This is a genomic window from Desulfitibacter sp. BRH_c19, assembly GCA_001515945.1.
GTDB lineage: Bacteria > Bacillota > DSM-16504 > Desulfitibacterales > Desulfitibacteraceae > Desulfitibacter.
Window position 1 is genome coordinate 1 of record LOER01000036.1, and the last position, 16,179, is coordinate 16,179.

The window sequence follows — 16,179 nt, forward strand, 5'->3', positions numbered from 1 at the left end:
TTGATGATAGGTTTCTTTTTAGGAGCAGTAGCAGTAGGATTATCAACAGCTAATGCGTTCTTATTAGTATCTGGATCTATTATTTCACAAGATTTCTTAGGAGAATTATTAAAGGTAAACATGTCTGAAAAGGGAAAAATGCTAGTAGCTCGTATAGTTATAGTGTTCATTGGAGTAGCAAGTATGATACTAGCACTTAATCCACCTGAGCTAATATGGACATTAATAATGTTTGCCATAGCCATAGTAATGCCGCTATTTCCAATACTTGTTGCGGCCTTATACTGGAGAGGAGCTACAGCTCACGGTGCTATAGTAGCCGCTCTTGCAGGAACAATTACGGTATTATTGTCATACTTCCAGTGGAATATTGGCTGGAAATGGTACGGAGCTGTCGGTATGTTAGTATCAGCAGTTTTGATGATTGTTATAAGTCTTGTTACCAAGAAAACTGAAGAAAAGGTTCTTGATGAGTTTTACGGGGCTTTGAAGGCTGGCGAAAACAAGTTCTACGTTAACTAGTGAACTTGTAATAAGAGAATATAATCCAGTTGTGGCCAAGGTTTTATTTAAACCTTGGCGCAGCTATTTAAAAACCATAACTAAGCTAGGAAAAGGCATTTCATAAATGAAATGTTATTGCAGAGTTGAAATGAGCAGCTATTTCAACTCTGCAATAACACTTCGCTTCAATAGAATAAGTTTAGAATAGAGGATGCTAGCTTCCTAATAGCCTTTTTGGCATGGAATTTGCAAATATATAATTAAGAAAGTAGATAATAATAGCTAAGAACAATATTAAATAATATTTTAGTCTGATTGGTGGTGTAGATATTGATTAATGTAGGTAGTTATTTTAGGCCACAAACAATTGAGGAAATATATGAGCTTTTATCCAACAGCAAGCAACCTACAAAGGTTTTAGCTGGGGGAACGGATTTAATACTACATTTACACAAAGCACCAGAACCTGTAAATATAGTAGATATTCGGGGCATTGACCAACTAAGAAGTATCGAAGAAGATGAAGATAAGGTTAGCTTTGGCAGTATGGTAACATTTAATCAAATCCAAATGTCTAAAATTATTTTAGATAATTATAAGGCTCTAGCTAAAGCTGCTTCCTTGGTTGGATCACCTCAAATACGTAATCAGGGAACTATTGTTGGAAATATTGCCAATGCATCCCCGGCTGCAGATTCGGTTCCGGCTTTGGTGGCAATGGACGCAGAAGTTTTAATAGCCAGCAAGTATGGACAGAGATGGGAAAGGATAGAAGATGTCTTAAAAGGTATTAATAATATTAGCTTAGCTAGTGATGAACTTATACTTGAAGTTTCATTTAAGAAAATACCAGGCCTAAGATCAGGCTTTGCAAAACTAGGAAGAAGAAATGCATTGGCTATATCAAGAATAAGCGGTGCAGTTGGAATTGTTACAAATAACAATTTTATTACAGAGGCACGAGTAGCTTTGGGAGCCGTTGCACCTAACCCTTTCCGCAGTCATCTAATTGAACAAGCATTAGTGGGAAGAAGCTTGGATGAAGTCATCTCAGATAGTGTTCTGGAAGTAGCATCGTTAGCAGTAGCAGAAAAATTAGGAAATAGAGCTTCCGCGCCTTATAAGCGTCAGGCAATTAAGGGTGTTGTACGTCAAGCTTTAGAGGATATATTGCATGTGTAAAAGTTTGCAAAAGGAGGTTTTAAGATGAGTTCTTTTACTTTTAAAGCAACAGTTAATGGGAAAAGTGTCGAATTAAATATAGCTACAAATCTAAGACTTTTGAATCTATTAAGAGATGTTTTAGAACTCACAGGGACTAAAGAAGGCTGTGGTGAAGGTGAGTGTGGAGCATGTACGGTGATAGTAGATGGTGAGATTGTTAATTCTTGTTTGCTTCTTGCTGCTCAGGTAAATGGTACTGAAATTATAACTATTGAAGGTGTGGCTAACGGTCATGAAATTCATCCAATTCAGCAATCATTTATTGATAAAGGAGCAGTCCAATGTGGCTACTGTATTCCTGGAATGGTCTTGGCAGCAAAAGCTTTGTTAGATAAAAATCCAAAGCCAACTAAAGAAGAGATTGCTTTATCTTTATCAGGAAATGTTTGTCGTTGTACTGGGTATGCGAAAATTGCGGAAGCTGTTGAGGATGCTGCTCACAAAATGTCATCATAGCAAACCACAAATGCGATTAGTGAGGTGAGACACTTATGAAAAAAGGCAATGTAGTTGGACACTCTGTTACCAGAGTGGATGCAGTAGATAAAGTATTAGGTAAAAGTATATTCGCAGCAGATTTAAGAATGCAGGACATGTTATGTGCAAAAGTGTTAAGAAGTGCTTATGCTCATGCAAATATAAAAGGAATTAATACAAAAAAGGCAGAAAAACTACCTGGCGTTGTTGCTGTTTTAACTTCTAAAGATGTCCCAGGTAAGAATGGGTATGGAATTATATTTAAAGATCAACCAGTATTAGCAGACGATAAAGTTAGGCACTTTGGTGATGCAGTAGCTGTGGTGGCAGCTGTAACAGAGGAAATTGCTGAAAAAGCCCTAAAGTTGATAGAAGTAGATTATGAAGAACTACCAGCAGTATTTTCATCCGTCGAAGCAATGGAGGAAAATGCGCCAAAGGTTCATGATAATAATATTTTATTATACAAGAAAATTAGAAAAGGCAATATTGATGAAGCATTAAAAAATAGTGCTATAGTCATAACAAATGAGTACAAAACTCAAAGCATTGAACACTGTTATATTGAACCTGAAGCTGGTATTGCTTACATGGATGGAGACACAATTGTAGTTAAAGTAGCAACACAAAATCCCCATTATGATAGAAAAGACGTTGCACTTAACCTAGGACTCCCCTTAAACAAAATTCGTATTATCCAGACAACCACTGGCGGTGGTTTTGGTGGGAAACTTGATATATCTGTTCAATGCCACTTAGCGCTTCTTACTCTTAAGACCAAGAGACCAGTAAAAATGGTTTATGACAGAGAAGAATCATTTATAGCTTCTGCAAAGAGACATCCATTTGTTATTTCTTATACTACGGGAGCAGACAAAGATGGTTCATTACTAGCTATAAAGGCAAAAATCATTTGTGACACAGGTGCCTACGCTTCATACGGTTCAGCAACAATGGGAAGAGCAATGGTACATGCTACAGGACCATACGAAGTGCCTAATGTAAGTATTGACTCCTATTGTGTATATACTAACAATCCTATTGCAGGAGCAATGAGGGGGTTTGGAGTTCCTCAAGTTGCTTTTGCACATGAATGCCAAATGGATATATTATCAGAAAAACTAGGAATGTCTCCTTTTGAAATCCGTTTAAAAAATGCATTAAGAGAGGGTTCATATACAGCTACTGGTCAGCAACTGTTATCTAGTGTTGGTTTTGTAGAAACCCTTAACCAAGCAAAAGGTAAAGGCCTTGCATTTTTGAATAAGGAGGGACCTCAAAGATGAAAAAAAAGGGAATAGGAGTTGGCTGCATGTGGTATGGGATAGGTAATACAGCAATGCCAAATCCGGCGGGTGCCTATGTTGATATATTAGATGATGGCTCAGTAATACTGCAAGCCGGTTGTGCAGATATAGGGCAGGGTTCTTCCACAATATTGTGTCAGATAGTTGCAGAAGAACTAGGCGTTCCCATGGACTATATTCGAATAGTTTCAGCAGACACAGGTGTAACACCAGATGGAGGAGCTACTTCAGCAAGCCGTCAAACCTACATTTCCGGTAATGCGGCACGTCTAGCAGCAATAGATGCAAAGAAGCATGTTCTTGAAGAAGCAGCTAAACAATTGGATTGCTCTATAGACGAAATGGCGATTAATGATGGTAATTATTTTCTAATAACAGATCCAGATCATACCGTATCCTTTACAAAAGCTGTTTTAGCTTGTCGAGCTAAAGGTCAGTTAACTTTTGGACGTGGATGGTTTAACCCAGAGACTACTTCGCTAGATTTAGAAACTGGGCAAGGAGAACCTTATGCAACATATGCTTTTGCAACACAAGTTGCTGAGGTAGAAGTGGATACTGAAACTGGTAAAGTGGAAGTCTTAAAAATAGCTGCAGCACATGATGTTGGTAGGGCTATTAATCCTATAAACGTCATTGGTCAAATTGAAGGTGGCTGTGCAATGGGAATTGGCTATGCATTATTAGAAGAGGTTGAAATTAATAATGGTAAGATTAAAAACCCAAATATGTCCCAATATTTAATTCCTACTATGTTAGATATGCCTGAGATATACTCTGTGATTGTTGAAGAAACTGAAATTACTGGCCCATTTGGGGCAAAGGGAGTTGGGGAGCCTGCTCTAATTCCTACTGCAGCTGCTATTGCAAATGCCGTTTATGATGCTATAGGAGTTAGGATTACAAGTCTGCCTATAACACCTGAAAAAGTGCTAGAAGCTTTAAACCAAAAAGAGGATTAAGATAACCAGGAGGATATATAAATGAAAATAGCTTTTATCGGTATAGGTGCCATGGGAAAACCTATGGCAAAAAACTTACTAACTGCAGGCTACCATGTTACTGTAAACGATGTGTACAAAGCCACTGTTGAAGAAATGGTTCACCTAGGTGCTAAAAGTGCAGACACGCCGGGAGAAACAGCAAAAGGTGCAGATGTTGTAATTACTATGCTTCCTAACTATGATATCGTTAATTCTTGTATGAATGGTAATGATGGTGTTTTTTCTACTGTTAAACCAGGAACCAAAATAATTGATATGAGTAGTGTTGCTCCGGGTCAAACAAAAAAAATTGCTGAGATAGCTGAGCAAAAAGGTTTAATATATATAGATGCCCCAGTAAGTGGAGGCGTAACAGGTGCTGAAAAAGGTGCACTAACAATAATGGTTGGTGGACCTGAAAAAGAAGTACAGGAGCTTATGCCCCTTTTTGAGAAACTAGGCAAAAAAATATACCATGTTGGTCCAGTAGGTAGTGGTGATGCAGTTAAAATAGTCAATAATCTTTTACTAGGTATTAATATGGCAGCACTTGCTGAAGCCTTAGTTTTAGGAACTAAGGCAGGTATAAAACCTGAAGTTTTATACGAAATTATCAGTTCTAGTTCTGGATCTAGCTATGCCTTAGAGGCAAAGGTTCCAAAATTTATATTAGAGGGTAATTTTGAACCTGGTTTTGCCATTGATTTGCAGTATAAAGATCTAGATTTAGCCATACAAACTGGTAAAGACCTAGGCGTGCCTATGTTTTTAACTAACCTAGCACAACAGATATATGAAAACTCTCGTGCAGGCGGAATGGGTAAAAAGGATATTTCTGCTGTAATTCAATATTTGGAAAAACTAACTGATGTAGAGGTCAGAAAAGGTTAGATAGAAGGAGGACTGGAATTGAAGGAAATAACGAAGTTTGCAGTATCTAATGGGTACTCACTAGGTGCTTTAACAGTTGGTGAAACAATAGAAATTGCAAAAGATTTAGGGCGTTCAGTTAGCGATGTAGTCATTGCTGAGGCAATGTTTGAAAAGGAATTAGAATACGATGAGGTTTTAAACGCGGTTGAAGCAGCCTTTAATCATAACTTACAAGCTATTGATGTTGGTATGAGTCACGGTAAAAGTTTTTTGATGGGTCAAACAGCGAAAGAACTAGCAGAAAATAATTTTGCAAATAAGATTATTGATGATGAATTTATTAATAAAGCACTTGTTTATACTTTAGCAGCTCAAGTTGGCAACCATTCTGTTGGACTAACACCTTGTGCAGGAACAGGGGATTCTTGCCCATATACTGGACTATTTAAAGCAATTAAGGAGTTTTATGGGCGAGAAAAGGCTGTAAAATCTGCCGCAGTTATGCTTAAGGTTGGTACAATTTTTAGAGAAGGCAAAGTAACAACTGGATGCAATATGGAAGGTTTCGGAGCTGGATCAGCAGCTACCGCAGCAGCTTTTGTAGAATTGTTGGGAGGAACACCAGAGGCCATGGATAAGGCTATAGTCTTATCGTTATCTCCAACTATTGCCAATCCTTGTACTACTCGGGTTATGGTGGCTGGTTTATGTGCAGCTCATATTTCTGGAGCTATTTTAAATGGAAATTTAGCGGCAAAACTAACTATGCATACTTCACTTCCAATTAACGTTCCTGTGGATGTTATGGTAGCGATGGCGGCAGCGGTGCATCCTGTATCTGCTAAACATGTAGTTCCTGTGGTAAATCAATATATGAGAGCTTTCTTTAAAACTAATAACGAAGTTGAAAGTTATATTGCTAATGAAATTAAAAAGAGTGAGCAAGAAGCTATTCATAATACCATAAAGGCAGCTAATGCTAGTGTTAAAAAACTTGCTAAAGCTTCTAATTCTATCATAAGTCCATTTGGCCAAGCAGTAGTAGGTGGAAGTAGCCAAGCGGTGGGATCTCCAACCAATACTGGAAGAATTGCCCACTACCTAACCAAAGGAAATATCAAAAAAGTAAAAATTGAATTGTATCCTGAGTTATTTGCTAGAAGGGGTATTAATGTGCCAGGTATTTTGATGGGTGCGGTTTATGGTTCTCATACTGGTGATGGGGATATGTATCATGATGTAATGGGTAAAGTATTATCCCAGGAAATTGAGGTAGAAATTATTGCCGTGGATGAAGCTCAAGTACAAAGGGTTACAATTGAAACGGATGATGTTTCATCTATGGTAGACGCTCTCAATCGTGGTGGTGGAAGGCTTGTTCTAAGGAATGCCTCACCTTCCTTAGAACAAGCAAGAAAAGTGGCACTAGAGCTTGGAATAGTTGTTGTGGAAGATGAAAGAGGTGAGGCTTAAGATGAATGAGATCGAAAAGTATTTGGCTAAGGCTGCTGGAAAGGATCAAGTGGCGGTAGGAGAGGATATTACAGTAAATGTAAATCTTGTTATTACTCACGATGTTACCGGACCAATGGCAGTAGAACAATTTCGAGAAATAGGAATTAAAAATGTTTTTGATCCGGGGAAGGTTGTTTTTGTTCTTGACCATATCATGCCAGCCGCTTCGCCAGAAGCAAGGGCATTTCATAATATTTTAAAAAAATTTCAAAAAGAATTTGGTGTTGTTCTTTATGATAAATCTGAAGGAGTTATCCATCAGGTCGTTGCTGAAAAACATAGACTAGATAGAGGATCTATAATTGTAGGGGCTGACTCTCACACCTGCACGGCAGGTGCCTACGGTGTATTAGCCTTTGGTGTTGGAGCAACAGAGTTAGCTGCAAGTATGGCTACAGGAACCATAGATATTGAAGTTCCCGAAACTTACGAATTACGATTAGATGGAGAAATGAAACCAGGTGTATATGCCAAAGACATTATCCTGCATTTAATAGGCAAATTTGGAACTGCTGGTTTTACGGATAAGGCAGTCATTTATACAGGATCTGCAGTAGAAAAAATGTCCTTAGAGGATAAGATGACTATCTCCAATATGGGAATCGAGATGGGCACTATGATTAGCTATTTCTCAGAAGAAAAAGGGGCAGAAGAGGTTAACGAAACATTTGTATTTAATATAGAAGAAATTTCTCCTTCAATTTCTTGTCCTCATTCACCAGGCAATGTGAAAAGGGTAGAGGAAACTCTAGGAGTAGAGATAAATCAAGTAGTTATAGGTAGTTGTACAAATGGTCGTTTAGTTGATATGAGAATAGCAGCTGGGATACTTGAAGGAAACAAGGTGCATGAGAATGTTACTTTAATAGTTGTTCCTGCGTCAAATACCATAGCTTCAGCTATGAATGAGGAAGGGATAACAAAAATTATGATGGATGCAGGTGCTATCATTACAAATCCTGGCTGTGGACCATGTTTCGGTGCTCATATGGGGTTAGCAGCTAAGGAAGATGTTGTTGTTTCAACAACAAATAGAAACTTTCCAGGTAGAATGGGTCACAAGGAAGCAAACATATATCTTGCTTCACCAAGAACTGCAGCGGAAAGTGCAGTTGCTGGCAAAATAGTGCTTCCTGGAACAGTTAAAGCACTAGGAGGTATAGCGTAGATGTCATCGAAGTTCAATTTTAGCGGAAGAGTTTGGCTATTCGGAGATAATGTAGATACTGATCAAATCTTACCAGGGTATGCAATGGCTGTTCCTAGGGAGAAACTGAAAAACTATGTTATGGCTGGTAGCAAGCAAGGAAATTTTGCGCAGTTGGTTAGGCCGGGGGATATTATAGTGGCTGGGGAGAATTTTGGTAGCGGATCAAGTAGAGAACAAGCACCTGTAGCTCTCAAAGAAGCTGGAGTTGCTTTAGTTATAGCCAAGTCGTTTGCAAGAATTTTTCGAAGAAACTCCATCAATATTGGTTTACCTGTAATGCTTTGCAATCTACTTTTAGATGTTCAAGAGGAAGATATAATAAATGTGGATCTAAAGGAAGCTAAAGTAGAAGTAACTAGAGATGGAGCTGTTGTTTATGGGGAAAAGCTTTCAGAGAGTTCTCTTGAAACATTAGATGCTGGTGGTCTCATAAATAAAGTTAGAAAACAATTTGGTATTGTCTAATAGGAGGCAGGAAAAATGACACAAGAAAAAACCATACGAATTATTAAAGAGGACTACGAGCGCGTACAAGCATATGCAAAAGTATTTGGCGTAGAAATGCCGCAGGTTCAAAGTGATGGATCTGTTACAGGACTACCTGCTCCTTATCCAAGGATTATTAATGGAGTGGAAAGGGGCGGCCATAGAATAGCACAGTTAGGTGAGAAGGCTGCTGAAACAAAAATTCCAGTATTAAATCCAATTTTAGGGCGTAATACTGCAGAAGAAACTATAGAAGAAGCTAATAGTATGTATAAGATGGCAGAGAATTTAGGGATAACAATGTTTCATTTTGTTCATGCAGAAGCTACACGCCATATAGATCCGTTAGATGGTGAAGAATTAATTATACAGTCCAGGGGAAAAGGCGGCATAACCCCCATGGGAGAACGGGAATTTGTGAAACTTGGAGGTGGAGCAGTACACCCTGTTAGAATAAATGCAACAGGTGATACTCCCCATCTTTCAATAATTAATGCACTTATAGCAGGTTTTGACGGTACAGATATCGGTCCTGTTATTCATGTTCACTTTGGAGGAAGAGGCATCCATGACTATAGAACAAAGGTTTTAAATGGCTATAAAGCTTTAGAGATATGTGGTGAAAATAATATATTTGTGCAAATAGATTCCCACAAGCATTTAAATAATATTGAAGGTACTGACGGTATGGCTTTAGCAATGTGTATTCTGTCAGAAGGGTTAGCAGTTCTAGCAGGTTTGCCAAAAGAGCTAGGAAGCATACAGATGAATGTGGGAGGAGTTAATCTTTTAGCGGACTTAGCAGTAATGAGGGCATTTAGGGAATGTATGTGGAGTAAGTACTTGATTGTTGTTCCGGAAACATTCCAGAATCCACCCCAAGATTTAATAGCCGAGCAGGCCCATTTTGCTAGAATGGCAATAAGTGCAAAACTGGGTGGTGCTAATTTTTATAGACCTAAGGCAGCTGAATCTGTTGGAATACCTACGGGTGGTTCCATGGCTAAGGCTATCCTAGGGAGCCAAAATCTCTTTGAAAGTGTAGCAAATATAGAAATCAATGATTCTGCAATTGAGTATAGAAAAAATGAGATTATAACTGAAGCAATGGCCATTCTTACTACAACACTTCAGATTTCTACTGAGCTAACACCTGGGGATATTATAGAGGGTTTTTGGAATAAATATGAAGCTAATCAATTAATTGACCTTATCGTAAATGCAGGAAAAGAGGGAGTTCTTGATTGCCCTAGAGCTGGCGGTTGGGATTTAAAAAGAGAAGTTAGAACACATCGATGTAGCGATGGTGCGCGGAGATATGTTCCAGGGTACGGTCCAAATAAGGTGGACAAAGAAAAAGTTTCATTCACTACAGAAAAGGTTAAGGTAAATGAGGGTCATAAGATTACTCAGAAAGAAAAGGTTTTGCTGGCAACAGTAGGAGCTGATGCCCATGTTGTAGGGATCAATACAATAAAAGAAGCATTTGAAACTTCAGGATATGAAGTGATTTTTCTAAGGGGCATGAACTTACCTGAAACTGTGGCTGAGGTAGCTGCTGAAGCAAAAGTAAAGGTTATTGGTATTAGTAATCTGTTGGGTCTAGGTATAGATTTATTCCCAAGAGTGAGACAGCGCCTATCAGAACTCGGCTTGGCTGATGAAACAATAGTGATTTCCGGAGGAAGAATTGCTGAAAAGGAAGAAGAACATTCAATGTATGAAGAAATGATTCGTAAGGATGGTACTGATTTTCTAGGAGTTGACGCTTTTTTTGGTCCTGAAACAAAACCAGATGATGTGATAAAATGGGTGGCTAGGAAATTGGGGGAGATGGAATAATGGAGCAAATTAGAATAAAATGTGCTGTTTTACGTGCTGGAACTAGTAAAGGAATATTTATACATGAGAATGATTTGCCGGCAGACAAAGAAAAGAGGAATCAACTTATCTTAAGGATTTTTGGAAGTCCTGACATTCGACAAATTGATGGATTAGCTGGAGCAGAACCGTTAGCAAGTAAGCTTGCCATAATTAGTTCAGCTAGTCATCCAGATGCAGATATAGACTATACATTTGGGCAAGTAAGCATAAACAAACCCCTTATAGATTATTCAGGTAACTGCGGAAATATTTCATCTGGGGTTGGACCCTTTGCAATTGATGAAGGATTAGTAAAAGCAGTTGAACCAATTACTAAAGTTAGAATTTATAATACAAATACACAAAAAATTCTCGTTGCTGAAGTTCCAGTAAAGGATGGCAAAGCAATGGTAACTGGTGACTACAAAATAGATGGTGTTCCTGGAACAGGAGCTAAGATAATGCTTGATTTTGCTGGCACAACTGGTTCAGCTACGGGGAAAATGCTCCCAACAGGTAATCCTATAGATACTATGGATGTCGATGGTTTGGGTGAAATAGAAGTATCATTAGTAGACGTTGCTAACCCGATGGTATTTGTTCGAGCAATTGATTTAGGACTTACTGGAATTGAAACTCCTGCTCAAATAGATGGTGACAAGAGAATTTTAGACATTTTGGAGAGTATCCGAGCAAAGTCTGCAGTAATGATGGGAGTAGCTCAGACAGAAAAAGAGGCTAGTGAAGAATCACCTGCATTTCCTATGGTTGCTTTTGTTGCTCCTCCCCAAAAATATCAAGCTTTTGCAACAAGTAATGAAATAAAGGCAGAAGAAGTAGATTTTGTTTCAAGACTTATGTTTATGCAAGTTGTGCATAAAACTTATGCGGGTACAGGAACTACATGTACAGGTGCAGCTGCAAAAATTCCAGGAACCATTGTAAATGAGGTTTCAAAAAGCATTAGTTCAATAGTACGGATAGGTCATCCATCTGGAGTTATTGACATTGAAGTAGAAACGGAAGCGGACATGGATAAGGTGAATTTGAGAAGAGCTGCCTTTGGTCGTACGGCTAGACGCATTATGGATGGCTATGTATATGTGCCTGAAAATATGGTATAGAACTGGAGTTAAAAAATGATAGACAAATGTGAAAAAACTATTTTGGTATATGATGTAGGTAGCACATACACCAAATTAACTGCATTTAAATGGACAGAAAACAAAATAACCTATGTTGGCCGGTCTCAAGCGCCTACTACTATAGATGACATAGTCATAGGACTGCAGAATGCGAAGTATAACTTGTTTGATAGCTTAGATGATATTTGCACCGATATTTTTGAGGAATTTGCTACTAGTAGTGCTGCAGGGGGATTGAGAATGGTAGCCATGGGCTATATGCCCAGGGTTACTGCTAAGGCGGCTAAGGAAGTAGCAATGAATGCAGGAGCAAGAGTTTTGGAGATTATTTCTTTCGAGGATGCACCTGATTATAAGGTGGAGGTTCTTCGTGAAATTAACCCGGACATAATTCTTTTGGCTGGGGGTACTGATGGCGGCGATGAAGAATCTGTTATTCAAAACGCCAACATTATATCTCAAAGCAAAATAAATACTGTAGTAATAATTGCAGGCAATGCAAATATTCAGCCTAGGGTTGAAACATTATTAGATGAATATGGCATAAAAAGTATCCGTGTTGCCAATGTGATGCCAACAATTCATCAACTCAAGGTGAAGCCTGCAAGAGAGGCTATACATGATCAGTTTATTAGGCAAATAACAAAGGCTAAGGGCTTAAGTAGAATGACGGATACACTATCGAATAAAAAAGTAATACCCACTCCCGGTGCAGTATTATTAGGAGCAGAGTTATTAGCAAATGGGACTTACAAGGTAGAAGGAATAGGTGACCTAATAATTGTGGATATTGGAGGAGCAACTACTGATATACATTCAATTTTGCCTTCATTAGATGATATTCCTAATGAGGAACGGGGTCTTATTATAACAAATGAGAAACAAGTATCATATAGAACTGTTGAGGGGAATCTTGGATTAAGAATAAGTGCTACTGGTATTATTGAAGCTGCAAGCGCTGAGGCTATTTTGAAAAAGGTTGGTATAAAGGGTCAGAATTATGAAGAAAAGTTAAGAAATTATGCTTTATATCTTGAAAAGAATCCTGATTATATTAGTAATAGTACAGAGGAAGAAATGTTTGATGAGGCATTGGCTATAACAGCTGTTGAAATAGCCTTAAAACGACATGCGGGTTATTTTTCCCAGAGTTATGATCCAATAATGGGGATTGCACCTGGTACGCCTGTGGGTAGAGATCTAAGAAGGGTAAAAAAAATAATTTGTGTTGGTGGAATTTTTACCCACTCATCTATAGAAAGGGTAGGTAGAATTGTAAGTAAAGCTACAGAAAATAGGGGGTTTTCGTTATTGCCAATAACCCCTGAAATTATAATTGACAAATTATATCTAACCTATGCCATAGGTGCAATCGGAGAGGTTTATCCAGATCAAATTCTAGATTTTGCCAAAGAATACTTTACACAACAGAGAGGAGAACTTAAAAATGAATCCTAGAAAAAAACTTAGACAACTACTTAATAATAATAAAATCTTGGTGGCGCCAGGTGCACATGATGCACTTTCGGCAAAAATAATTGAATATGTTGGATTTGATGCTGTATACATGACTGGTTATGGTCAATCTGCCAGTCATTTGGGGCAGCCAGATGTTGGACTTTTAACTATGACAGAAATGGTGTCAAGGGTTAGTGATTTGTCAAGTGCAGTAGATATACCTGTAATATGCGATGGTGATACTGGATTTGGAAATGTAATCAATGTAATACGTACTGTTCGAGAGTACGAAAAAGCTGGTGCAGCGGCCATACAGTTAGAGGATCAGGTTGCCCCCAAAAAATGTGGTCATATGATAGGTAGGCAGGTTGTTCCTGCAGATGAAATGGCTGAAAAAATAAAAGCAGCTGTAGAAGCTAGAAATGATGATGATTTTGTGATAATAGCGCGTACTGACGCTAGAACCATCCATGGAATTGATGAGGCAATTGAGCGTGGAAAGCTATATGAGAAAGCAGGAGCAGATGTTTTATTTATAGAATCCCCGGAATCTGTTGATGAAATGAAAACCATTGCAGGAAGCTTTAATGTTCCTGTATTAGCTAACATGGTAGAAGGTGGTCGAACACCCCTCTTGAAAAATGATGAGTTGGAGCAAGTAGGCTACGACTTAGTTATTTATCCTACTGCCTCGACCTATATTACGGCTGCTGCTGTACTTAATCTTATGAGAGAATTAAAAGAAAAGGGCACTACTGAACATTTAATAGACAATATGATTTCCTTTGAAGATTTCAATTCTTTAATAGGATTGAATACAATTAGAAAAATTGAAATGGAATATTCTATAAAAAAAGCATAGAGTAGTGGGTTAACTTAGGTAAGAGTTGATTGATGAAATTTGAAATAAAGAAAGCTACCCTTTTTTAGTTTAGAAAACTATGGGGGTGGCTTTTTTTGAGTTCTCTTTTTAATTTACTGGACTAGGGGGCCAGCTTAAGTAGAATATACTGAATATTCTAAATAATGCTACGGAAGCAGGTGCCTAAAAGGGAGAGGTAGAACTTAACCTAAAAAAGATAATGTAAGACAAAGCTAAGAGAGGCATGATAATTGTGAGACTCGAAATCGGGGGATTACTATTGAAAATAGAAAAGAAAATGGGAGGGTACATATGTCTAAAGATGTAAAAAAGGTCAGTTTTCTTAAGAGGAAAAACATTGAGTTCTCATTAAAACGTTATGGTGTTGAAGCATTAGGTGCTATGGCACTGGGATTATTTGCTTCATTGATTGTTGGATTAATCCTTAAAGTTTTAGGTGAAAGAACGGGTCTTGGGTTTTTGGTTGACTATGGTGTAGGTGCCATGGCTATGGCTGGTCCAGCCATAGGTGTTGCGGTTGCCTTTGGTTTAAAAGCTCCCCCACTAGTATTGTTTGCTTCTACCGTTACCGGTATGGCTGGTTATCAATTAGGTGGCCCAGCAGGTAGTTTTGTCGCTGCAGTTATTGGTGCTGAATTTGGAAAGCTTGTTTCCAAAGAAACAAAGGTGGACATTATCGTTACTCCAATAGTGACAATTATAGCCGGTGTTGCAACAGGATCACTTGTTGGACCTGTAATTGGTCAATTTATGACTTCTCTAGGCGTTCTTATTATGAAAGCAACTGAATTACAGCCTATCCCTATGGGTGTCTTTGTATCTGTATTGATGGGTATGGCACTTACGTTGCCTATTTCTAGTGCTGCTTTAGCTATTATGCTAGATTTGGGGGGAATAGCTGCAGGAGCTGCTACAGTCGGATGTGCAGCTCAGATGGTTGGTTTTGCTGTTGCTAGTTTTCGTGAGAATGGATGGGGTGGTATAGTTTCTCAAGGGCTAGGAACCTCAATGCTACAGATCCCTAATATTGTAAAAAATCCATTGATTTGGATACCGCCCACTATAGCTGGTGCGATTATTGGTCCTTTGGCTACCACACTTTTCCGTATGGAAAATGTTGCTGCTGGAGCTGGAATGGGGACTAGTGGACTTGTGGGTCAATTTGGGACTCTGGATGCCATGGGATTTAGTTCGGTGGTACTTTTTAAAATTGGACTATTACATTTTGTTTTACCGATTGTTTTAACCTTAGCGATTTCGGAGCTTATGCGTAAAAAAGGATGGATCAAGTCTGGAGATATGAAATTAGATAATTAGTACTAAAGATTCTTCGTGGAAGGTTTATTTGCTGCTATACTTTTTTTGCTGAAAAGAATCCCATAGAACTTCCGATAACTCCAAAAAACATACTTAAACTTAATATCAGAACACTTAGACCTAAAACTAAGCTTTCAGCAGGCAATAATGGAATAAAAGTTAATGCACCGGAAATGCGACTATAAATGAAATGGATGGTCCATATATTCAAGACTACTGCCATAAGTCCTCCGATAACGGATAAAATGAAACCTTCCAATAAAAATGGAAACGCAATAAAGGTTTCAGGGGCCCCTAATAGTCTCAAAGTATTAATCTCTTCTCGTCTAGCGTAAATACCTAATCGTATAATGTGGGATGTTATTATTAGTGTAGAAAGGCTTACAGCAATTATGCCAAGGTACCCAACCAGACTTAAAACCTGAACAATTCGCTGTAATTGGGACAAAACTTCTTGATTATCTCTAATATGCTCAATACCTGTTATAAGATTTAATTCTTCTAGAACTACTTGAGCTTTATCCAATTGTATATTGACCTCAATAAAAGACGTAAATGGACTATCATCAAATACTTCAAGGACATGTGCTTCATTTCCTAGTATTTTGACCATTCTGTCATGGGCTTCCTGCTCATTAACTATTTGAGCCTCTCTAACACCTACAACCTGGTTGATTCTTTCAGATAATTGCATAACTTCAGGGTCACTTAAGCTTTCCTGAAAATATACACTAATTTCAGCTTCTTTTTGGATAGCTTCTACTACATTACCACTTATCCACCATCCAGAAACGACTATTGATAAAATGAAAAAGATTAATCCAATACAAATAGATGAGAATAAGTTTGCTATTAAGTTGAGCCTTATGGATGTTTTAACTTCTTTTAGAAAATAGCCCCAATTGTAAAAAATATTTTTCAATCTTATTAACAC

General features: G+C 38.1%; 15 protein-coding genes. 14 read left to right on the forward strand and 1 reads right to left on the reverse strand.

Annotated features, from left to right (window positions below; genetic code table 11):
• From APF76_00260 to APF76_00325, 14 genes are all read left to right on the forward strand, one after another.
• Positions 1 to 522 carry a hypothetical protein gene (locus APF76_00260; GenBank protein ID KUO49716.1) on the forward strand — a complete coding sequence of 174 codons (522 nt, stop codon included), beginning with the start codon at positions 1 to 3 and terminating at the stop codon, positions 520 to 522.
• Between the two features lie 315 nt (positions 523 to 837).
• Positions 838 to 1,686: a hypothetical protein gene (locus APF76_00265; protein ID KUO49878.1), complete on the forward strand. Its 849-nt coding sequence runs from the start codon at positions 838 to 840 to the stop codon at positions 1,684 to 1,686.
• Positions 1,687 to 1,710: 24 nt separating this feature from the next.
• Positions 1,711 to 2,184 carry a (2Fe-2S)-binding protein gene (locus APF76_00270; protein ID KUO49717.1) on the forward strand — a complete coding sequence of 158 codons (474 nt, stop codon included), beginning with the start codon at positions 1,711 to 1,713 and terminating at the stop codon, positions 2,182 to 2,184.
• Between the two features lie 35 nt (positions 2,185 to 2,219).
• Positions 2,220 to 3,491, forward strand: coding sequence for a nicotinate dehydrogenase large molybdopterin subunit (locus APF76_00275; GenBank protein ID KUO49718.1), 1,272 nt, complete (start codon positions 2,220 to 2,222; stop codon positions 3,489 to 3,491).
• Positions 3,488 to 4,474: a nicotinate dehydrogenase medium molybdopterin subunit gene (locus APF76_00280; protein ID KUO49719.1), complete on the forward strand. Its 987-nt coding sequence runs from the start codon at positions 3,488 to 3,490 to the stop codon at positions 4,472 to 4,474. The genes APF76_00275 and APF76_00280 overlap by 4 nt, the downstream gene beginning before the upstream one ends.
• A gap of 21 nt (positions 4,475 to 4,495) precedes the next feature.
• Entirely contained in the window at positions 4,496 to 5,386 is an 891-nt protein-coding gene (locus APF76_00285; protein ID KUO49720.1) for a tRNA methyltransferase, read from the forward strand.
• Positions 5,387 to 5,413: 27 nt separating this feature from the next.
• Complete coding sequence (locus APF76_00290; protein KUO49879.1) at positions 5,414 to 6,841, forward strand: serine dehydratase; 1,428 nt, start codon at positions 5,414 to 5,416, stop codon at positions 6,839 to 6,841.
• Between the two features lies 1 nt (position 6,842).
• The gene (locus tag APF76_00295) at positions 6,843 to 8,051 is read left to right on the forward strand and encodes a 3-isopropylmalate dehydratase (protein ID KUO49721.1); all 1,209 of its coding nucleotides are present in this window, start codon (positions 6,843 to 6,845) and stop codon (positions 8,049 to 8,051) included.
• Positions 8,052 to 8,558 carry a 3-isopropylmalate dehydratase gene (locus tag APF76_00300; GenBank protein KUO49722.1) on the forward strand — a complete coding sequence of 169 codons (507 nt, stop codon included), beginning with the start codon at positions 8,052 to 8,054 and terminating at the stop codon, positions 8,556 to 8,558.
• Between the two features lie 15 nt (positions 8,559 to 8,573).
• Positions 8,574 to 10,421 carry a 2-methyleneglutarate mutase gene (locus APF76_00305; protein ID KUO49723.1) on the forward strand — a complete coding sequence of 616 codons (1,848 nt, stop codon included), beginning with the start codon at positions 8,574 to 8,576 and terminating at the stop codon, positions 10,419 to 10,421.
• Positions 10,421 to 11,566 (forward strand): 3-methylitaconate isomerase, encoded by a 1,146-nt coding sequence (locus APF76_00310; protein KUO49724.1) that lies wholly within the window; start codon positions 10,421 to 10,423, stop codon positions 11,564 to 11,566. The genes APF76_00305 and APF76_00310 overlap by 1 nt, the downstream gene beginning before the upstream one ends.
• A gap of 15 nt (positions 11,567 to 11,581) precedes the next feature.
• Positions 11,582 to 13,045: a glutamate mutase gene (locus APF76_00315; protein ID KUO49725.1), complete on the forward strand. Its 1,464-nt coding sequence runs from the start codon at positions 11,582 to 11,584 to the stop codon at positions 13,043 to 13,045.
• Positions 13,035 to 13,907, forward strand: coding sequence for a carboxyvinyl-carboxyphosphonate phosphorylmutase (locus APF76_00320; GenBank protein ID KUO49726.1), 873 nt, complete (start codon positions 13,035 to 13,037; stop codon positions 13,905 to 13,907). The genes APF76_00315 and APF76_00320 overlap by 11 nt, the downstream gene beginning before the upstream one ends.
• A gap of 312 nt (positions 13,908 to 14,219) precedes the next feature.
• Positions 14,220 to 15,245, forward strand: a complete 1,026-nt coding sequence (locus tag APF76_00325; GenBank protein ID KUO49727.1) for a PTS sugar transporter subunit IID — start codon at positions 14,220 to 14,222, stop codon at positions 15,243 to 15,245.
• A gap of 34 nt (positions 15,246 to 15,279) precedes the next feature.
• Here APF76_00325 and APF76_00330 read toward each other — a convergent pair whose 3' ends face one another.
• Positions 15,280 to 16,167 (reverse strand): hypothetical protein, encoded by an 888-nt coding sequence (locus APF76_00330; protein KUO49728.1) that lies wholly within the window; start codon positions 16,165 to 16,167, stop codon positions 15,280 to 15,282.
• Between the last annotated feature and the right edge of the window lie 12 nt (positions 16,168 to 16,179).